Here is an 18,998-nt window from a genome sequence, read left to right as displayed (position 1 = left end):
GCTACATACCTCCTTGGGTATCAAATGTAACGGCAAAGGTGCCGTCGTCAGTGGCGTCGATCCGGACTGTCTCCGCCGTCTCCCCGGTGCCGAGCCGGGTGAGGAGCTCCCGGGAGAGGAGCGGCAGGAGGGTGCTGCGCAGAATATGGTCAATGGTCCGGGCGCCGCTCTCCACCTCGGTGCAGCGGGCCGCGATGCGGGACGTGACCGCCGGTGTCCACGAAAGGTCCGACCGGCTGTTCTCCCGGAGCCGCTCCGCCACCCGGGCGAGCTTCAGGGTGACGATTTCCCCCAGGTACTCCGGGGCCAGGGTCAGGTAGGGGACCACCGACATCCGGGCCAGGAGCGCCGGCTTGAAGTGCCGGGAGAGGTGGGGGCGGATTGCCGTGCCAAGCTCCTCCGCCGTGGGCTGCTCGTCGTCGCCGCAGAGATTGGTGATAACCTCCGACGCCAGGTTGCTGGTGAGGAAAATGACGGTATTGGCGAAGTCGATGACCCGCCCCTCGCCGTCGGCCAGCATCCCCTTGTCGAATACCTGGTAGAAGAGGTTGAGAACGTCGGGGTGGGCCTTCTCCACCTCGTCCAGCAGCACCACCGAGTAAGGCTGGCGGCGGACCGCCTCGGTGAGGACGCCCCCCTCGCCGTATCCTACATACCCCGGGGGCGAGCCGATGAGGCGGCTCGTGGTGTGGCGCTCCTGGAACTCGCTCATGTTGATGACGGTCAGGAACCGTTCGCCGCCGAAGAGGAGATCGGCTACGGCCAGAGCCGTCTCGGTCTTGCCCACCCCCGACGGCCCCACCAGGAGAAAGACCCCCAGGGGCTGGCGCGGATCCTTGAGCCCTGCCGCCGAGGAGCGGAGCACCTCGGCCACGGCGGAGAGGGCCGGCTCCTGTCCCTTGATGCGGCGGCGCAGGTCGTCTTCCAGGGTGAGAACCCCGGCGGCCCGGTCCTTCTGGAGGCTCCCCAGGGGGATGCCGGTCCAGTCGGCCACCACCCGGGCCACCACCTCCGGGTCTACCTCGATCCGCATGAGGGGCGCGTCTCCCTGGAATTCCGCCAGCCTGGCCGTGGCCTCGGCCACCCGGCTCCGTAGATCTTCCCGGGAAACGCTGCTCTCTGCCCCGTCCTCGGGAGGCGTCGACATTTCCTTCCGCAGGGCCACCACCTCCGCGGCCAGCTCCCGCTCCCGATGCCAGCGTTCCGTGATCGTGGCCAGAGCTTCCCGCAGTTCCGCCAACTCGGCGGTCAGTTCGGTCAGGCGTTCCTCGTCCACGGCCCGGCCGTGGAGCCGGTCCCGGCAGAGGGCCGCCTCCTCCCGCTCCAGGGCCTGGATGCGGCGCTCCTTTTCCTCCACGGCTCCGGGCTTCCCGGTGAGGAGGAGCTTCACCCGGGCCGCCGCCGTGTCCAGAAGGTCCACCGCCTTGTCCGGGAGCTGGCGCCCCGACAGGTAGCGGGAGGAGAGCTCCGCCGCGGCCCGGATGCCGTCATCCCGGATGGTGACCCCGTGGGCCGCCTCGTATTTTTCTTTGAGCCCCCGCAGGATGAGAACGGCGGTCTCCACGTCCGGTTCGTCCAGCTTTACCGGCTGGAACCGCCGGGCTAGGGCCGCGTCCTTCTCGAAATACTTCTTGTACTCGCTCCAGGTGGTGGCGGCGATGGTCCGCAGCTCCCCCCGGGCCAGGGCCGGCTTCAGGAGGTTGGCCGCGTCGCCTCCGCCGGTCTGACCGCCGGCGCCGATGATGGTGTGGGCCTCGTCGATGAAGAGGATAATGGGTCGGGGCGATCCCTTTACTTCCTCGATGACCCCCTTGAGGCGGTTCTCGAATTCACCCTTCACCCCGGCCCCTGCCTGGAGAAGCCCCAGATCGAGCCCCAGAAGCCGCACCTCCCGGAGCGCTTCGGGGACGTCCCCCTCCACGATCCGCAGCGCCAGCCCCTCGGCCACGGCGGTCTTCCCGACCCCCGCCTCGCCGACGATGATGGGGTTGTTCTTTCGCCGCCGGGCCAGAATGTCGACCATCTGGCCGATCTCCCGGTCCCTGCCGAAGACCGGATCGATCTTCCCCTCCCCCGCCTGGCGGGTAAAGTCGGTGCAGAAACGGTCAAGGGACGTGGTTCCCCGGGGGGCTTCGTCGCCGGTCGCGGGGCGCGCGCTGGCCGGTGTATGCTCCGCCGACCCTGCCGTGGCCGTGCCGAAGCGGGCAAGAAGCGTCTCCCGCCCCACGGGCATGAGGAGGTCCACGTAGCGTCCCGCCGTGAGCTGCAGCGGCCGGGCAAGGAGCGCCAGCAGCAGCGCGCCGGAGCGGACCCGTTCTTCCCCAAGATCGAGGGAGGCGATGAGCCACCCCGCCTGGAGCCACTCCAGGAGCACCGGCGAGAAGACCGGCTTCCCCGAGTTGCCGGCGGGAAGCTCGTCGAGCACCCGAATGATGCCGGCTTTCACAGCGGCGGCATCTACCTCGAAGACCCGGAGAATGGCGGGGAGATCCCCCCCCGGCTCATCGAGAAACCGCGCCAGGAGGTGCTCCACAGTCACCTCATAGTGGCCCCGGGCCACGCAGAGCCCCGCCGCCCCTTCCAGGGCGCCGGAACAGTGGGAATTGAGACGGGATATGAGGGCTTTCAGATCAACGGTAAGCATGGAACGGTATATCTCCTTAAGATTGATTGATACGAATATGAAAGGGTCAGCCGATGAGGACTTCGCCGGCCCCGGCCACCACCACCCCGCCGTGGGCTGTTTTACTCCCGATGATGGCGGCAGGCTTGCCGTTGATGAGAACCATGGGCGCTCCCTGGACGATGGTGTCGGGGCCGCCGGCCTCGCATTGGGCCTTGTCCCCCACGCGGGCGGCGGGTTTCCCCTCGATGAGGACATCCGGCGAGCCTTCGATGATCGGCCCCCCCTTGTGGGGTTTCTTTCCTTCGCGGGCGGGGCAGGTGTGCGTGTCGCCCAGACGGGCAGCGGGTTTTGCCATGGTGAGTCCTCGAATTAGCGGTGAAGCGTGACCTTGAAGGCCTTGAGCTGGTTGAGCCGGGTTTCGAGAAATTTCTGGGTTTCCGACAGGTCGAGATCCTCGGTCAGCGGAATCCGCTGCGCGAACTGATAGGCCTTGACCCCCGGCGTCCCCTTCTCGATGACGAAACGGTGGAGGTTGTATTCGACGTAGGGGCGGCCGGGGGCGCCGAGGAACATCTCGATGACGATGTCATCCTTCGCTTCCTGTGAGGTGTAAATCTCCGCATTGCTCACGTAATAGGGCCGCATCGACTCCACGTAGGGTGCGACGACATCCGAGAGTTCCTCGGCGGCAGGCCAGTGGCGGACGCCGATCAGGGTCGTCCACTCCTCCAGGGTTTCCCCCTTCTTCAGATACTCGTTGGTGAGGTTTCCCTCCGCGGAAACATCTTTCCACGCGAGATAGTATTTCGTACCTTCAAAGGTGAGCGACGGCGCTGCTGGACCGGCGGCGATAGTCGCCCCGGTGAAGAGGAAAACAAGCGTGATGGCGACTAGTGCAAGGATGGAGAATGATTTTTTCATAAGATGTTACTCCGGGATGTAATAGAGAGGGTGAGGAGCTTACTGCTGTTCCCGCTTCCTTGATTGGGCCTCGAAGGCTTCCTCAATCCTTCGATCTTGCTCTTCCTGCTCCTCTGCGCTGAGCGGCTTCAGGGGGCCGGGATCGTCAACGCCGCGAGCCTTGAGGAATTCCTGGCATTTGCGCTGCCATTCATAGGCTTCGGGGAAGGCCTTGGGGTCGATTTTTTCTTGGTAGATATAAAAGTCCGGACCATAGCCAGTGCCATCTTTGATGCGGTGATCAGCTCCTTGTTCAAGTAGCTGATAAGCTTGCTCAAAATGTCTGAGTCTCGCCATATCCATGAGAAGAGTGCTGCCGCTAGAATCGGTCGCATTAATATCAGCCCCCCTCTGCAGTAACAATTTGATGCCCTCGTAATTTGGCGGGCTAACAAAAAACATGGTTATCAGAATGGGCTCCCTATTACTGTCTTTTGCATTCACATCACCACCGTGGTCAAGGAGGATGGAAAGATACTCATTGTTAGTCGCGCCAGCTACAAATGTAACGGCTGTTTCGTCTTTAACGCCTTCAGGAGCATCAGGTGCCGAAATGCGCATATTTGGATCGGCGCCATTCTCGAGAAGAGTTTTCAAAGATATTTTGCTCTTGCTGCCGAGAGCAAAGAGGAGGGGAGTCATTCCTTCTTTTCCGTAGCCATTGGGGTCAGCTCCTGCCCTAATGCTTGCGGCAATGTTTTCCCTATCACTCTTGGCAATCGCTTTCGCCAGTTCAAGCATTTGGCCCTCAAAAAAATGTTCCGGTTGCATATGCTTATCTCCTTTGGTTCGGCATGCAGCCATGCATGCAAGGCTAGTGATTACTATTAAGACAATAAGGTATTTCATCCGTTAATCCTTTCCTACAGCCCTTGCCAGAGTTCTGCGGTTTTGTTCTTTAACTGCTTCGATTGCTGGGATGGTGCTACCCATAGAGTGTCTCGATATCGGGTCTCTGAACAGGACTTCTTTCCCGCTGGCACCGACCTTCCCTGGCAATGGGATTTCCTTGCCCACGTGTGTGGGTGGCGAATCCGCCAGAACCTTTGCGCCAGCCATCGCTATGGCGGGTCCGGTTATGCCGCCCAAACTGATTCCTTTTTCAACCATCTTGGATCCCACCGTTGTTATGCCATCCTGCCCTGCATTCAAGACCTCGCCTTTAACAATATAGTCCATGATATGTTTGCCGTCAGCCCTACTTTTACCATATGCCGCAACGGTGTTATTGTGGAGTCCTGCCGGGTTGAACGTGGTGGTTGGAGCGCCGGTTATGACGCCTGCAGCAGAGGCCATCCCTCCACCAAGTGAGTGGCCTGCTATCTCGAAATTACCGTTTGTAGCTTGGTTCATCAGTGACGCAAGATTCATCGCTTTTTTGTAATAATCGCTTTCTTTCCCAAGTCCCTGTTGAAAATTGTTCTTCCAATCCTCTCTACTGGTGGTCCCTTTAAAGACGAGAACCGGTTTCGCGTCAGGGCCTAATATTTCCTTGTCGGGGTAATAGATTTCCGCTCGAAAACCAGAGCCGCGAGGCGCCAGCATTTCTTTAGTAATCCCCTTCGGCAACCTCAGCGGGCTTTCGCTACCCCGCAAGTAACCGACCGGCACCGCCCCCACATCGTTGACGTAGTGATACGCATCCGCCGACAGCACTGCCTTTTCCGCCCCGTCGATATTTTGCTTGAAGTCATCGGCGGCCTTGAGCACGGTACTCTTGTCCGGCTCTTTCATCGTGGCGGCCTTTTTGCGTGCATCGGCAATCAACTGGAATCGCGCCGCGCGCCGTTCCTTCTTCCCCTGCTCGGCGGGGGAGAGCTTTCTCACGGGCCGCGCCGGTTTCGCCGCCAGGGCCTTGGCCCCCGCCGCCTTGGCCGCCGGTGCCGCTTTCATGGCCGGAGCGGTGGCGCTGGCGCCGGCCATGCCTCCCATGTTCATCTTGATCGGCTTGCCGTCCAGGTGCAGGGAGCCGGTGCCGGTGGCGAACACTTCCTTGCCGTGGATGACGATGGTGCCGCTTTTGTCCAGGACAATGCTGGAGGCGCCGCAGACCAGCTTCAGCTGCTCTCCCGCGCTGATGGTGGCCGTTTTGCCGGCGTGGTTCACGATGGCCGTGCCGACGGTTTTGGTCTCGTTGTTTTTGACTTCGATGCTGAGATCCTTCTGGCCGTGGATGTAGATCTCCTCGGCGCCGGCCTTGTCGTCGAAGCGCAGTTCGTTGAATCCCTTCCCCTTGTAGCTCTTGGTCCGGAAACCGCTGCGGGTCTTATTCTCTTTGGCGTTATGGATGGGGATGTTTTCCGCGTTGTAGACGCAGCCGACAATGATGGGGCGGTCCAGGTCGCCGTCGATGAAATCCACCAGCACCTCGTCGCCGATGCGGGGGATGAAAAGCGCCCCCCAGCCGCCGCCGGCCCAGCTCTGGGCCACCCGGATGAAGCAGGAGCTGTTGGCGTCCCGCTGCCCTTCCCGGTCCCAGTGGAACTGCACTTTCACCCGGCCGAACTCGTCGGTTTCGATCTCCTCCCCCTTGGCGCCGACGACGATGGCGCTCTGGGTGCCGGGAGCTGCCGGCTTGGGGATGTGCCTCGGCCGGATGGCGAGTTTCGCATCGATAGCGGTGAAGCCGTTCAGGTAGACGAAGCCTCCGCCGTCCCCCCCGAACTCCTCGGCGGCCTGGGGCTGGGAGCCCGAGTGCTCGAGGGTGACGATGAGGTACTCCTTGTTGAGGCTCTGCTTGTCGAAGCGGGTCAGGTGGAACGTGGCTCCGGCCACCAGGCGCGCGCAGCTCCCCATGGCCACGGCCTTGTCGTTGAGGGCCGAGAGCTCCTCGTGGCGGATTTTAGCGAGGCGCGCCCCCCTCTTCTGGTCGTCGTAGGCCCCGGGGTAGACGTACACCTGCCGCTTCACCTCCTGCCCCTGATTTTTTGTCGCTTCCAGGTTCACCGGCGGGTTGGTGTAGTCGAAATCCGTGTGAGCGACCGAGTCGGTCTGGCTCCGCTGGGAGAAGGTGAGGCTCGTTATCGCTTCCTCTCCGGCGTTGAGCCCGCCGGCGGGGTTGAAGGGGATCTCCCGGTTTCCCTTGAGATAGAGATAGTTGCTGGGATCGTTGCCGAAGACCAGCAGATGCTTGTCCGGCAAATGCTCGAAGAAGTAGAAGATCCCCTCGTGGGCCAGAAGCCGGGAGATGAAGTGAAGATCAGTTTCGTTGAACTGGGTGCAGTATTCCAGCTTTGTCTGCTCGCCCCGGTCACGGAAGTCGAAGCGGCTGGCATCAATCATCGCTTCCGTGAGGATGGTGGCGACGATCTCTCTGATGCTCTTGTTATGGAAGATACGGCAGTCCTTTTCGAGGGAGAGAAACCAGAGGTCGGGGACGAGCCGGATGGTGTACTGGTTGCGTTCGTTGCCGATCGTACCCATGAAGGTGAAGCGATTTATCACGCCATGGAAGTAGCGATTGGTGTCCACCACCGTGGGAGGGCCGTTGGGCGAACGCTCCTCGGCAGGCTCGTTGACGATGGTCAGCAGCCCCTCGCGCCCCAGGACCATGTCGCCGGTGACGGTCGTCTCGCAGACCACCGAGAGGTTCACCTCGAAGGGGGTTGAAATCCCCTCCCTGGCCGAAAAGCTCAGGACCAAGAACGCGGCAGTGACGTCAGGCACATCGAAGAAGTACCGGGTGCTTGAACCGTCGGACATGGGAGAAGCCTCCTGTGTGTAAAAATTGAATAGAAAAGGGTGAATCTTGAATAAATCTGGTCTACTGGTCAGACTGGCGCCACTGTCTCATGTCGATGGGCTGGTCGGGTTTTTTCATGAGTTGTGGGCATTTTAAGGCAATTGCTTTTTCAAGACCATTATCCAGTGAGGCGCTTAGATCGTCCTTGATCTCCTGCTGCTTCTCTGAAGTCAGTCTCACATCATTAGCCACGTCGTAAAGAAGACTGTTACGGGTTTGTAGGTAAAGTTTCACTACAGGATCATCACACGAGAGTGTTCCGGTAATATCACGGTGTACGAGTATGTAGAGCGTGGCCATGTAAATAACATTAAGATCTCCGTACCATCTTTCAGGTAGACTGTTAAAATACTTAAGACCTTCCGGCTCCCGGGTCTTGATCTGTTCCCTGAAGGTTGAAAAGATGCGCAGAATTTCTTCTATCCGGGCGATCTCTTTCGGATCCTTAAGGAATGGATGAATGTTCTTATTCTCTCCGGCAAGTTCAGACACTAAGGAAGGACGAAATGCTATATAGCTCCAGACCACATCACAGAAAATATTATAGCGACGGGCAGTAAACCACGGATCTCGGAATGATTTCTTTGGCAGTTCATGGATATGCTCGTAGATCTCATCGGTCCACAATACAAGTTGCTTGGGATTTTTTGTCGATTTGCCTTCAATGTATCTGTCAATTTGGGGGGCAATCAATTGTTCAAACTCGGCGTATCTGACGATGTACCAGAGCATTTCCCGTTCAGCGTCGTTTCCCGGCAGAGATGCCAGTCCGGTTTTATAGAATAGATCTCTCACGAGGCAAAAAGGCTTTGCAATAATAGTGTCATAGCCAAAGGCTCCGGATAGTGGAAAAATATAAACTACGTTAAGTGTTACTGCTCCAGACATGCAGAGCTTGGAAAGAGTGTTAGGCCTGCCAATAGCCTGTCTTGAAGCAACTTTGACGTAAATCATCATATTGAAAAGCAAGAAAAGAAATAATGCGAGCTTAAGAAAGTATTTTTTCGAGAAGGTTCGCTCTCCAAGTGAAAAAATACTTCGCAAGCGGTCGTTGCGGTTCGCCATTCCCTTACCTCTTTATCCGACGAAAGTTAGAGTCTATATACTGCTGAGTTAGTGGACACGGAATAATATAAGGAGAAATATCGTTACAAAGAAGCCAAAAGGATATGAGTTGAAGTTCTGTTTGAGTGTAGTTAATGCTTGATGTGGATGAATTTGAGCTAGGTTTGCTCTTGTCATCGGTAGTCGGGTAATCTGATTTACGCCGGCGGGCTTTTTTGAATGCATCGTATTTCTCAAACCCCTTATCAACAAACCCGTTCACCCAATCTCCACCCTTCCAGGCCATAAAGGCAATTCCAACCGCTCCGGCGACTACGGCTATCTCGGGAGCAAGCGCAATGCCTGCGCAAACAAGAATTCGTTGGGCGGCGATGCCGGCAACTCGTTGGCCGATTGCTCTATAGAGCATTTTCTCGCCAGCCTTGGAAACGGCGATTTGGGCCACCGTCCCGAAGCTCGAACTGATTGTGGCCTGTAAACCGTCCTCTTTTTCGACGGCGATGTCGAAAAAAACGCTGAAGAAAAGGCCCGACTTGGTGCCTACACCGACGACGATTGACTCTGCAAGAAGTCCGTTTTTGCAGGCAAAAGCCATGTATGAACCGATAGCGCCACTTACAATATTCTGGACGGCCGTCAGGTTGGCCGGATTGGCGGCTTTGGCGGAATATTTGTCGAACAATTCCCCAGGTGTTGCGTACATTGATCTTTGGCCAGTGGCTCTGCTGTCTCCCGACATGACCTTTGTCCCTTTCATCGATATATCAGGTACTAATGCAGACCCTTGTCATTCCCCGCCGGGAAAGCTCACCGACACTCTTCCCACATCCTCCCCTGATGTCATCCACACATCCCACCCGAGCCGGATGCCGCTACCGAGCATGGCAGGCGGGGCTTCACCGGGGGCGAGGATCAGCTCGATGTCGTAGGCGAGGGGATCGGTGACGTAGAGGTAGACGAGGAGGTCGAGGCGCTTCCGTTCCGGGGTGCCGGGGAGGAGTGCGGCGAACCGGTCGCGGCTGAGGGGACCCACCTCGATGCGGAACATGCCGGAGCGGTCCGGGATTTCAGAACCAACGAATACGTCTTCGCCGAGGGTACCCACCATGCCGAGGTTGGATCGCTCTTCGGGCGGTAAGGCCACGGTGCGGGGGACGGCGGAAATTACCTCCACGGGGGCTTCGAGGGAATCGGTCAGCAGGGTTCTCAGGCCCAGAGCCGACCGGGGGTGCTGGGCGAAGAGCCCCGTGTAGCGCAGAAGCGACCGGGATTCGGGGAGCCCCGCCCGGAGCGTCTCTTCGCCATGGCCACCCAGGGAGTGGAGCCGCTGCTCAATGGCGCCGTTATGGTGCTCGTCGACGTGCAGAAAGAGCCGGTACTTTCGGGCGATGTCCGCAAAGAGGCTGTAGACGTGACGGTTGACGATATCGAGGAAATCACGGCTGGCGGAGCTGTCGGCGGATTCCTCATCGATCAGTTCCTCGGTGTAGAAGGCGGGGAGGGGGGTCGACTGGCCGTAGAGCCCCAGAAACGTAGCGGTGACTCGGTAGCCGTCGCCGCTTCGCTCCACACCGGCCACGTCTGCCGCCGGAAAGCCGAAGGAGAGCCGGGGGATCACCTCCACCGGGCGTCTGGCCCCGTCTTTCTCTGCCAGGAGCTCCAGAATCCGCATAACCTGGAGAAAGGAGAATTCGTGCCCCCGGTCGAGGATCTCCTGTTCTAGAGGAGCGGCTGGTATCCGGCTCTCGGCGGCCACTGGTACTCCTCTCCCCGCACGGTTTCGCGGATGGTCAGGCGCGTGAAGGTGTTGAGAGTGGCGCTTCCCGCCAGGAATTCGTCCAGGACCGAGCCGAAGAGGAAGAGATCGCCCGGACCCGCGAAGTGGTCGCCACGAACATCGATCCGGATCTCCACCCCCCTCATGGGGGCGCCGCGCACGATGCGGTCCGCGTGGCGGGTCGTGACCCGCTCGATCCCGTCGATGCGACGCTGGTTCGCCGCCAGCAGGGTCCGCTCGAAGCCGGGAAAGAGGTAGAGCGCGAGGCACTCCCGCAGGTTATCGGCGTGGGCCACGGAGAGGCGGTTCACGGGGATGGCGGAGAGAAGCCGCCAAAGAAGGTTCGCCCCTAGGGGAGGGGGGGCCGACGGGGTTATGGGGGTGATGTTCCGGAACGAGGCAAAGACCGGCACGTCCCTGGTGGGCTCCACCACGTCGCCGACCCGCAGGCCTTCCGGGAGCCTGCCGTTGGTGCAGGTGAGGGAAACCGAGAGGGTCGTCCCCTCCAGGGGCGCCGATCCCGGCGGATAGGCGAGGGCGAGGCGGACGTCGCACCCGTCCTTGAAGGGTGAGACTGCGATGGTGGTATGGTAGGTGGGCCGGCCGGTGATCGGTGTCCGGAACTGCTCGAATGGGGAAAGGGGATATTCCCGGGAGGCTCCCCGGTCGAAGGCGACGGCCCGGTCGACCGAGAAGATCTCGGCATGGCCGAGGGGCAGCTCGGCCGGCCGCAGAAGGTGGCGCTCCTTGCGGTGGTCCAGGGGGATCGGATCCGCATCATGGGGAAAGAGGTTTATGGCCGGTGTGGCGAAGAGGGCGAAGCTCTCCCGGCTGACCCGCGGCGCCTGGGACGGTGCGGTCCTGAGTTCGAAGGTGACGCTGAACCGCCCGCCGGCCCCCCGTCCCGTCCACTGCTCCCAGCCGGTCAGGTCAAAGAAGAAGAACCGGCGGGGCGCCACCAGGTACTCTTGCAGCAGCCGATAGCCGGGAAAGGCGTGGGCGGGGTAAGGAATAAGAGGTTCGTTTCCGTCGAATCCCGCAGCCCTTATGGCTTTCGGCGGCAGAACGGCACCCCTCCCCCCCTCGGCGGGGGTGAGGATAATGCGGGATACGGAGCGGGAGAGTAGAAGGTGGAGCTCCGCCGCTTCGGCCTGCTCTGCTGCGAGAAAGAGCCGCAGGGACCGGGGGCTCCACTGGTCGAGGGTTAGTCCGGTGAGAGCCAGCTGAAGGGTCAGGGCCGGGGGCTTTCCGGCCGGCTGATCGAATGATGCGTCCAGAAGGGCGAGGGGGTGAACCTCCACGGGGCCCGTGGTCCGGAAGAGGCAACGGGTCCCTTCCACCGGCACCGAGGCGAGCGAGGTCCCTGCCGGAACCGTCTGTGACTGGACGAGTGATGGCTTCGGCTCGAAGGCGACGATGGTGGTGGCCGGAATGGGCCGCAGATAGTGGGGGGCCACCAGCCGGACCATGTCGTGGACCAGTTCGGGGAAGTCGTCGTCCAGCTTCTGACGCAGGAGCGCCGTCTGGAAGGCGACCCCCTCCAGGAGCCGCTCTACGTCCGGGTCGGCCGAGGGGCCTCCCAGCATCGGCGCCAGTGCAGGGTGCTTTTGGGCGAATTCGGCCCCCAGCTCCTTGAGGCGGGCCAGTTCTTCCTGATAGTGGCGGGTGATCATGATGGATCCTATCTTTTCACGGAAATCTTGCCGTCGGTGTCCACGACCGTCTCGAAACGGACCCGCTCTCCCTCGGCGCCGGCCATGTGGGCGGTGATCTGGAACCGGAGCGCCAGCAGGTCGTCATCCTGGGGGAGGAAGGCGACCCGCACCCCCTGGAGGCGCGGCTCGTAGGCCATGATGGCGGTGCGGATGCTCCGCTCGATCTCCCGCACCGAATCGGGATAGGTCTGGAGGAAATCGAGAAAGTCGGGGACGCCGTAGTCGGGGGCGATGGGGGCGCTCCCCTGGCGGGTGTTGAGGATGTGACGCAGGTGGGCCAGGACCGAGTCGACCAGGCGGCCCTGGTCAGTGCGGCCGCGCCGTGACGGGTCCCGCTCGAAGGAGCGGATGCGTTCCAGAAGCCGTTCTTCACGCATGGGTTAGTCTCTGGCCACCACCATCAACTCCACCTCCAGATCGGCGGGGGCGCTGGTCCAGTAGAGTGCCAGGGTGTGCTCCCGCTCCACCAGGGGCCACTGGTCAGAGGCGGCATCCACGGCGAAGTAGTGGGTGTCGGAACGGCGGGGGAGTTCCTGGGGGGGGAGCGGCAGGTGCCGCAGCTCAATGCCGGGAAGTGCCCGGGCCGCCAGGACCGGCAGGTGCTCCCGGGCGCTCAGTTTCGCGGCGGTCCCCAGGGACGGGAGGAAGGAGGCCGGCTCCTCCTTGGTCCGCAGGGCCAGGTAGTAGCGGTTCCCGCCATCGAAGACCGCCGGCTTCAGTTCGGCGCTGAAGAAGGTGCCGTCGTGGAGGAGGCGGATCACGTAGTCGGGGCCGGCGGTGATCTCGTCCAGGAGCTGGGCGATCAGGTCCCGGGCCGCGGCAAAGCAGTCGCCAAGGGCCCGGTGGTCGTAGGGGGGGAGGAGCCGGATGCCATCGTCCAGCTCTCCCAGGGCCGAGACCCGCTCCGAGAAGGAGGCCAGCTCGCCGATCAATTGCCGAAGCACCCCGTAGGCGTCCCACGGGTGGACCTGCCGGGCCTCGGTCAGGTGGAACAGAAACGGTACATGGCGGTTCAGGGAGCGGAGCGCCAGGAGGTAGACCAGGTCCCGGGAGCCGAACTCGGCGTTCTGGATGCCGCGCTGCTTCTTGTGCTCCTCCAGCTGCCGCCCCCGGGCCGCCACCTGGTCACGGATCTCCCGCACGGTGCGGAACAGGGGCTCGCTGGCATCCAGGGCCAGACAGGGGGGGATGAAGCGTCGGGAGGGACGCACCTCGGCGCCGAAGCGCTCGAGCCGGGCAACGGGAATGAGGTGACAGTCCCCCAGCTGCTCCCGCTCGTTCTCCCAGAAAATCTTCAGCACGTGCCGCAGCCGCTTCACCTGTCCCGGGGGGCCGCCGGCGTGGAGATCCCGCACCTCCTCCGGGTCCATGGCCGCCGCGAAGCGAGTGGAGACCGTCGAAAGCCCCTCCAGGCGCTCCACCGTGGTCACGTTCTCCCCCGCCTCCTGCCACTTGCGGATTCCCACGGAAACCATGAGGGGCCGGTCCCCCTCGAACCACGCCTCGTCGAAGGAGCGGGGCTCGCAGAGGGCGTTCTGGCCGATGACCGCCCAGGAGCCGTCCGGGAAGAGGAATTCTCCCGACGGGATGCTGACAATCCGGGTGCCGAGGGCGCTTTCCTCGATCTCCAGTTCGCCCACCCCCCAGAAATGGGGATGGAGATGGCGGAAGAGGGGCGCGAGGCGTCCCTGGATCGACAGGTCGAGGAGCTGGAAATGCTGGGGCTGGAGGAAGAGCCCCTGGTGCCAGTGGAGGGGGGGATGGGCGGTCATGGTTTATCGGTCTCCTCGGTAATATCTTGAATCTCCTGGGGACCCAGCAATAATCTGATGTCGATCTGCCCCGGCTTCACGAGCTTGGTCCGGCTGATGAACCCTTTCGTCTCCTCCACGGCGGGGATCGGATAGAGCCGCACCGAGCGTTCCTTGTCGAGGCGGTAGTATCCTGCCACGAATCCGACGTAACGGGCACCCTCAGCCCGGTCCAGGGTCTCGTTCATTTCCTGTCCCGGCTGAATCACGAGCCGCTTGGCCGTTGCCACTCCCGGATCGAACCGGCCGCACTCCAGGAGCTTCGTCAGGCCGTCGGCCTCTGCGCGGAACTGATTGAAGGCGTTGGGGTCCCGAAGCTGGTAGAGGCAGGCAACAAGGGCGTGGGGGCTTTTCTGAAAGAGGTTCAGTTGCGGATCCCCCTTCAGGTTAACGGTAATCGCCCCTTTTTCATAGCCCCACTCCAGCGGAGGCTTCACCTCTGGGGTAGCGGCGCAGGAACAAAGAAATGTTATGGCAGACAGATAGAGCAATAAAGCGACTCGACGCTTCATAGGTTTCTCCCTTGGGTGTTGTTGTCGACAACAGATAGGTCTAGTAGGAGGGACAACAAGACGGGTTTTCTTAGATGTGACAAATATAAAATAAAATTTATTATCATTTTTTTCGTCTGTTTGTCAATCCGCTTGCTGAATGATGGAGGGCGCAGAAAGGATTGAAGCGAAGACGAGAGGGGGGCAAGAGTGAAAGGGGGGGCCTGTTATTCGATGCCTAACCGGTTCATCTTTTTGTATAAGGCTGTTCGATGGATCCCCAGCATGCGTGCAGTGAAGGCCCGGTTCCCACCCGCAGCCAACAGGGCTGACTCGATGGCGGCACGTTCAGCCCGGGCTACTTGTTCTTCCAACGTGCCGGAAACTCCCACATTTTGACCCTTGTTAAGTAACGGCGGCAGATGGTGTGGCTCTATGGTCAGCCCTTGAGACTTCCAGGCCATTTGACGCATTAGGCCGCGCAACTCTCGTACATTGCCAGGCCAGTCATGGGACATCAGTGCCTCGGCAGCTCCTGTAGAAATCTTGAGCAGTGGCAGTTCTTCGCGTCGTGATACGTCTGCCAGAAAATGTTTTGCCAGCAAAGGGATGTCTTCCGGGCGAGACCTGAGTGGAGGGATCTCAATCGGGAACTCGTTGATGCGATAATAGAGATCACTGCGGAACTTGCCGGTGTTGACAATTGTATTAAGATCACGGTTTGTTGCGGCCACCAGACGAAAGTCAACGGGTATTGGTGCCGTGCCGCCTAAACGATCTATCTTGCGCTCCTCAAGTACGCGCAACAGCTTTGCCTGGCTGTCGAGGGGGAGTTCACCGATCTCATCCAGAAAAAGCGTCCCGCCGCACGCAAGTTCAAACTTGCCGGGCTTCCCTTTTTTTCTTGCGCCACTGAAGGCGCCTTCTTCGTAGCCAAACAGTTCCGATTCGATCAGGTCGCGGGGGATTGCGCCACAGTTTACCGCAATGAAAGGCCCCTTGTTCCGCCGTGAGGCCTCGTGAAGTGCCTGGGCAAAGAGCTCCTTGCCGGTTCCACTTTCTCCCAGTATAAGCACCGTTGCAGTGGAGTCGGCTATGCGGCGTGCCTGCTCGATGAGAGTCAGCATGTCCTGGTTTTTTGTGAGAATATTGTCGAACGAGTAACGTTTCCCGCGCATTTCATCCAGCAGAGTCTCGAAACGCTCGACCTGGAGTTCCATGGTTCGCACCTTGGTGACCAGCTTTTCCACTTGTTCCGTGCTCTTGAAGAGGATTCTTCCGAAAGCTCCCATCACTTTTTTATCTCGCCTGATGGGAAGATTTACCGTGATCTTGGTCTTACCCTGCAGGTCAACGACCTGTGCGTGTTCGGCCACGCCGGTACGGGCTACTTCCGATAAGTGGCTGGCGGGAGCAATGGCTGAAAGGTCAAGCCCTCTCCCTCCCCCGACTTCCAGTCCCAGCCAGTGCTCATTGGACGGGCTGAGCAGGGTTACCTTCCCCCTATTGTCAACGACCGTCAGCCCCTCGTAGGGGTTGTCGAGAACCATTCTCACCATTTCCTCATTCAGAGGGCAATCTCCGTACGGTCCCAGTATGTGATCTGCCATTCGGACGTGCCGGATTAGAAGCAACTCCACCCGGAGCTGCCCCTCTGCCTGCACGAACCAGTCTTTCCCCCAAAAAATCCACCCTCCTTTTTTCAAGCGCCGTAGTTCATCTGGAAGAATGTCACCCTCCCTGAATTTCAGATCTGTCGCGCCGAAGAATGGTTGGTTTAAAGCGGTAATGGAGCCGGATTCGTCAAGTAGGATGATGCCGCATCTGCAATAGTTTGCTTTCTGAAGCAGTGGTGTGACGGCGATTGTATCCATTGGTCGACATGTCTCCTGTTGGGTACATATGACAGAACCGCATCGTTATGGCTTGTCGTGTTTAATGTGTATACGCGCGGCGACAGTCATTGAAATATAACAAAATGTTTAAAGTGTGTATATAACATAAATACGGTTAAATATCAGTATGTTGCAATGTTGTTGAAATTGTTGGCCTGGTTGGCATGTATGTTGGATATAAAGGCGTTATAAAAGATGCAAAACCTATGCAGGCAGGAGGAGGGGACGAATGTTTAACTCGAGCGAGGAAATACGCCTTGTGACGGAAACCATACGCCAGGCATCACGGGAGCGGATTGCCCCCGTGGCAGCATCCATCGATGCGACCGGTGAGGTTGACAGCGAGGTGCTGACGCTGCTGTGGGACCTGGGGCTCATGACAATGGTGTTCCCGCCGGAATATGGCGGCGCGGAACAGGCTCAGGGGACGCTGCTCTGCACGGCGGTGGAAGAGATCGCACGCCACTGCGCGTCGTCCGCATTAATGCTGATCATCCAGGCCGTAGGCAGTTTCCCGTTGTTGCACGGCGGCAGTCGCGAGCTCCTGGAGCGGGTGCTCCCCCGGATTGTGGAGAGACGCGAGTTGGCCGCCTACCTGGTTTCCGAGCCCGGCGCCGGGTCCGATGTCGGTTCGGTTCGCACCACGGCGGTCAGAGACGGCAACGAGTACGTCATCTCCGGCACCAAATGTTTTTCCACCAACGGGCCGATAGCTTCCTACTACACCGTCCTGGCGCGCACCTCCGATAACGGACGTAACGGGCTCAGCTTTTTTCTGGTGGAGAGCGGCACCCCGGGCCTCACGGTCGGCAAAATCGAGAAAAAACTCGGTCAGCGCGGTTCCAAGACCTCCGAGATGTATCTCGACGAAGTGCGGGTTCCGGTTGGGAACCTCCTTGGCGAAGAGAACAAGGGGTTTATTCTCGCCATGAAGGATTTCGATATGTCCCGCCCCGCCATCGGCGCCCAGGCCCTGGGGATCGCCGAAGGGGCCTTCGACCAGATGTTGAAGCATTCACGGGAGCGGAGAACCTTCGGCCAGCAACTCTGCGAGCACCAGATGATCCAGCAGATCATCGCCGACAGCGCCACCATGATCGAGGCATCGCGGGGTCTCATTTACCGGGCCGCGGCCCTGTACGATAAAGGGCAGCGCAACACCAAACTCGCCTCCATGGGCAAGGTCTTCGCTTCCGATGCGGCCATGAAGATCACCACCGACGCCATTCAGATCTTCGGCGGGTATGGCTACATGCAAGACTACCCGGTGGAAAGGATGTTCAGGGACGCCAAGCTGACCCAGATATTTGAGGGCGCCAACCAGATCCAGCGGCTGGTCATTGCCAGAGAAATACTGAAAGAGGCCGCCTGACCCCCAGGACGCGTGGCCTTGCCAAACTAATCAAGGAGGGGTTCCCCCATGAAACATCTTACTGAAGAACAGAAACTGACGCTGGACATGGTGCGTGACGTGGCGACCCGGGAGATCGCACCTCGGGCACTGGAACTTGACGAAAAATCACTCTTTCCGGAGCACGCCCGTGACCTGTTCGCGAAGCTGGGTCTCCTGAACCCGCTCCTCCCTGCGGAATACGGTGGAACAGAGATGGGAGTTCTGACCCTGGCTCTGATTCTCGAGGAATTGGGCCGCGTCTGTGCCTCCACCGCCCTGCTTCTGATCGCCCAGACCGACGGTATGCTGCCGATTATTCACGGGGGGAGTCCTGAACTCAAAGAGCGCTATCTGCGCCGGTTTGCTGGTGAATCCACCCTGCTGACCGCACTGGCCGCCACCGAGCCCGCCGCGGGTTCCGACCTCCTTGCCATGAAGACCCGGGCGGTACGCCAGGGAGACAAGTATGTCATCAACGGCCAGAAGTGTTTCATCACCAACGGCTCGGTGGCCGACGTCATCGTCGTGTATGCCTATACCGACCCGGAGAAGGGGTCTAAGGGGATCAGCGCCTTCGTCGTGGAGAAAGGGACCCCGGGACTCGTCTACGGGCGCAACGAATCAAAAATGGGGATGCGCGGATCCATAAACTCCGAGCTCTTCTTCGAGAACATGGAGGTCCCGGCGGAAAATATCATCGGTGCCGAAGGGAGCGGCTTTGCCAACCTCATGCAGACCCTCTCCACCAACCGCGTCTTCTGCGCGGCCCAGGCCGTCGGTATCGCCCAGGGAGCGCTGGACATAGCGATCAAGCACACCCAGGATCGGGTGCAGTTCGGCAAACCCATCGCCCACCTCGCCCCGATTCAGTTCATGATCGCCGACATGGCCACGGCCGTGGAAGCCTCGCGGCTTTTGACCCACAAAGCCGCACAGCTTCTTGATGAGCATGACAAGAAGGCAGTGCTCTACGGCAGCATGGCCAAGACCATGGCGAGCGACACCGCCATGCAGGTGACCACCGATGCCGTGCAGGTGCTCGGCGGCTCGGGCTACATGAAAGAAAACGGCGTTGAGCGGATGATGCGGGACGCCAAGCTGACTCAGATCTATACCGGCACCAATCAGATAACCCGGATGGTAACGGGGAGGGCCCTGTTGTTCCAGTAAAGGGGCGAATCAGAAGAACAGCGTGAAATAAGGTGGATAACCATTTAACGACGGAGAAAAGGAATGGCCGGAACAAACGTGAAATTCACCGAGATCGAATCGGAATATCTGGTCGACCACAATCTGATCGACCGTGAGGTGGAGAGCCTCTGCGACGGCATGGTCCGGTACGAGAAGCGGCCCGCCAGGTGCCGTGATGGTTCGGTGGCGGAGGGGCTCTATAACGCCTGGATCATTTTCAACAATCCCAAGCAGTACAACTCCTACACGACCGACATGGTCAAGGCCACCATCCTTGCGTTCCGGCGGGCCTCCGTCGATCGCGAGGTGAACGCCGTGGTGTTCACCGGCGT

The 18,998-nt window shown here is 60.0% G+C and carries 15 protein-coding genes and 1 pseudogene; 3 read left to right on the top strand and 13 right to left on the bottom strand.

Features of this window, described 5'->3' with window-relative positions; all coding sequences use genetic code 11:
• Window position 1 precedes the first annotated feature (1 nt).
• The 13 genes from tssH to RCH91_RS10995 form a co-directional block, all read right to left on the bottom strand.
• Complete coding sequence (gene tssH / locus RCH91_RS11055; protein ID WP_306535001.1) at window positions 2-2,644, bottom strand: type VI secretion system ATPase TssH; 2,643 nt, start codon at window positions 2,642-2,644, stop codon at window positions 2-4.
• A 46-nt stretch (window positions 2,645-2,690) separates the two neighbouring features.
• A complete protein-coding gene (locus RCH91_RS11050) occupies window positions 2,691-2,981 on the bottom strand; it encodes a PAAR domain-containing protein (RefSeq protein WP_306535000.1) in 291 nt (96 codons plus the stop codon).
• 14 nt (window positions 2,982-2,995) lie between these two features.
• On the bottom strand, window positions 2,996-3,547 hold the full coding sequence (locus tag RCH91_RS11045; RefSeq protein WP_306534999.1) for a hypothetical protein: 552 nt from the start codon (window positions 3,545-3,547) through the stop codon (window positions 2,996-2,998).
• Window positions 3,548-3,586: 39 nt separating this feature from the next.
• Window positions 3,587-4,357: an ankyrin repeat domain-containing protein gene (locus RCH91_RS11040; protein WP_306534998.1), complete on the bottom strand. Its 771-nt coding sequence runs from the start codon at window positions 4,355-4,357 to the stop codon at window positions 3,587-3,589.
• Window positions 4,358-4,438: 81 nt separating this feature from the next.
• Window positions 4,439-7,288, bottom strand: coding sequence for a type VI secretion system tip protein TssI/VgrG (gene tssI / locus RCH91_RS11035; RefSeq protein ID WP_306534997.1), 2,850 nt, complete (start codon window positions 7,286-7,288; stop codon window positions 4,439-4,441).
• A 61-nt stretch (window positions 7,289-7,349) separates the two neighbouring features.
• Window positions 7,350-8,393, bottom strand: a complete 1,044-nt coding sequence (locus RCH91_RS11030) for a hypothetical protein (protein WP_306534996.1) — start codon at window positions 8,391-8,393, stop codon at window positions 7,350-7,352.
• A 4-nt stretch (window positions 8,394-8,397) separates the two neighbouring features.
• Window positions 8,398-9,132, bottom strand: a complete 735-nt coding sequence (locus RCH91_RS11025) for a hypothetical protein (RefSeq protein ID WP_306534995.1) — start codon at window positions 9,130-9,132, stop codon at window positions 8,398-8,400.
• A gap of 48 nt (window positions 9,133-9,180) precedes the next feature.
• On the bottom strand, window positions 9,181-10,149 hold the full coding sequence (tssG, locus tag RCH91_RS11020) for a type VI secretion system baseplate subunit TssG (RefSeq protein WP_306534994.1): 969 nt from the start codon (window positions 10,147-10,149) through the stop codon (window positions 9,181-9,183).
• Window positions 10,113-11,843, bottom strand: coding sequence for a type VI secretion system baseplate subunit TssF (gene tssF / locus RCH91_RS11015; RefSeq protein WP_306534993.1), 1,731 nt, complete (start codon window positions 11,841-11,843; stop codon window positions 10,113-10,115). Before tssF ends, tssG begins: the two co-directional genes overlap by 37 nt.
• Before the next feature lie 8 nt (window positions 11,844-11,851).
• Window positions 11,852-12,262 carry a type VI secretion system baseplate subunit TssE gene (gene tssE / locus RCH91_RS11010; RefSeq protein WP_306534992.1) on the bottom strand — a complete coding sequence of 137 codons (411 nt, stop codon included), beginning with the start codon at window positions 12,260-12,262 and terminating at the stop codon, window positions 11,852-11,854.
• 3 nt (window positions 12,263-12,265) lie between these two features.
• Complete coding sequence (gene tssK / locus RCH91_RS11005) at window positions 12,266-13,657, bottom strand: type VI secretion system baseplate subunit TssK (protein WP_306534991.1); 1,392 nt, start codon at window positions 13,655-13,657, stop codon at window positions 12,266-12,268.
• Entirely contained in the window at window positions 13,654-14,208 is a 555-nt protein-coding gene (gene tssJ, locus RCH91_RS11000; RefSeq protein WP_306534990.1) for a type VI secretion system lipoprotein TssJ, read from the bottom strand. Before tssJ ends, tssK begins: the two co-directional genes overlap by 4 nt.
• Before the next feature lie 206 nt (window positions 14,209-14,414).
• Window positions 14,415-16,061, bottom strand: a complete 1,647-nt coding sequence (locus tag RCH91_RS10995) for a sigma-54-dependent Fis family transcriptional regulator (protein ID WP_306534989.1) — start codon at window positions 16,059-16,061, stop codon at window positions 14,415-14,417.
• Between the two features lie 250 nt (window positions 16,062-16,311).
• On the opposite strand from RCH91_RS10995, the gene RCH91_RS10990 reads away from it, so the two are divergent.
• The 3 genes and pseudogenes from RCH91_RS10990 to RCH91_RS10980 form a co-directional block, all read left to right on the top strand.
• Window positions 16,312-17,454, top strand: a complete 1,143-nt coding sequence (locus tag RCH91_RS10990) for a cyclohexane-1-carbonyl-CoA dehydrogenase (protein ID WP_306534988.1) — start codon at window positions 16,312-16,314, stop codon at window positions 17,452-17,454.
• 48 nt (window positions 17,455-17,502) lie between these two features.
• Window positions 17,503-18,645 carry a cyclohex-1-ene-1-carbonyl-CoA dehydrogenase gene (locus RCH91_RS10985; RefSeq protein ID WP_306534987.1) on the top strand — a complete coding sequence of 381 codons (1,143 nt, stop codon included), beginning with the start codon at window positions 17,503-17,505 and terminating at the stop codon, window positions 18,643-18,645.
• 63 nt (window positions 18,646-18,708) lie between these two features.
• Window positions 18,709-18,998 (top strand): annotated as a pseudogene (locus RCH91_RS10980) (6-oxocyclohex-1-ene-1-carbonyl-CoA hydratase); the annotation flags it as partial.

Origin of the sequence: Geobacter sp. (assembly GCF_030834625.1) — a bacterium.
In the GTDB taxonomy this organism is placed as follows: Bacteria; Desulfobacterota; Desulfuromonadia; order Geobacterales; family Geobacteraceae; genus Geobacter.
The sequence above is the reverse complement of the archived record's forward strand: the minus strand, read 5'-3'. Positions and strand labels throughout refer to the sequence as shown.

What these genes read in the sequence shown, in the direction of transcription:
- tssH (WP_306535001.1), bottom strand. Translation starts at nt 2,644, where the DNA reads ATGCTTACCGTTGATCTGAAAGCCCTCATATCCCGTCTCAATTCCCAC.
- RCH91_RS11050 (WP_306535000.1), bottom strand. Translation starts at nt 2,981, where the DNA reads ATGGCAAAACCCGCTGCCCGTCTGGGCGACACGCACACCTGCCCCGCC.
- RCH91_RS11045 (WP_306534999.1), bottom strand. Translation starts at nt 3,547, where the DNA reads ATGAAAAAATCATTCTCCATCCTTGCACTAGTCGCCATCACGCTTGTT.
- RCH91_RS11040 (WP_306534998.1), bottom strand. Translation starts at nt 4,357, where the DNA reads ATGCAACCGGAACATTTTTTTGAGGGCCAAATGCTTGAACTGGCGAAA.
- tssI (WP_306534997.1), bottom strand. Translation starts at nt 7,288, where the DNA reads ATGTCCGACGGTTCAAGCACCCGGTACTTCTTCGATGTGCCTGACGTC.
- RCH91_RS11030 (WP_306534996.1), bottom strand. Translation starts at nt 8,393, where the DNA reads ATGGCGAACCGCAACGACCGCTTGCGAAGTATTTTTTCACTTGGAGAG.
- RCH91_RS11025 (WP_306534995.1), bottom strand. Translation starts at nt 9,132, where the DNA reads ATGTCGGGAGACAGCAGAGCCACTGGCCAAAGATCAATGTACGCAACA.
- tssF (WP_306534993.1), bottom strand. Translation starts at nt 11,843, where the DNA reads ATGATCACCCGCCACTATCAGGAAGAACTGGCCCGCCTCAAGGAGCTG.
- tssE (WP_306534992.1), bottom strand. Translation starts at nt 12,262, where the DNA reads ATGCGTGAAGAACGGCTTCTGGAACGCATCCGCTCCTTCGAGCGGGAC.
- tssK (WP_306534991.1), bottom strand. Translation starts at nt 13,657, where the DNA reads ATGACCGCCCATCCCCCCCTCCACTGGCACCAGGGGCTCTTCCTCCAG.
- tssJ (WP_306534990.1), bottom strand. Translation starts at nt 14,208, where the DNA reads ATGAAGCGTCGAGTCGCTTTATTGCTCTATCTGTCTGCCATAACATTT.
- RCH91_RS10995 (WP_306534989.1), bottom strand. Translation starts at nt 16,061, where the DNA reads ATGGATACAATCGCCGTCACACCACTGCTTCAGAAAGCAAACTATTGC.
- RCH91_RS10990 (WP_306534988.1), top strand. Translation starts at nt 16,312, where the DNA reads ATGTTTAACTCGAGCGAGGAAATACGCCTTGTGACGGAAACCATACGC.
- RCH91_RS10985 (WP_306534987.1), top strand. Translation starts at nt 17,503, where the DNA reads ATGAAACATCTTACTGAAGAACAGAAACTGACGCTGGACATGGTGCGT.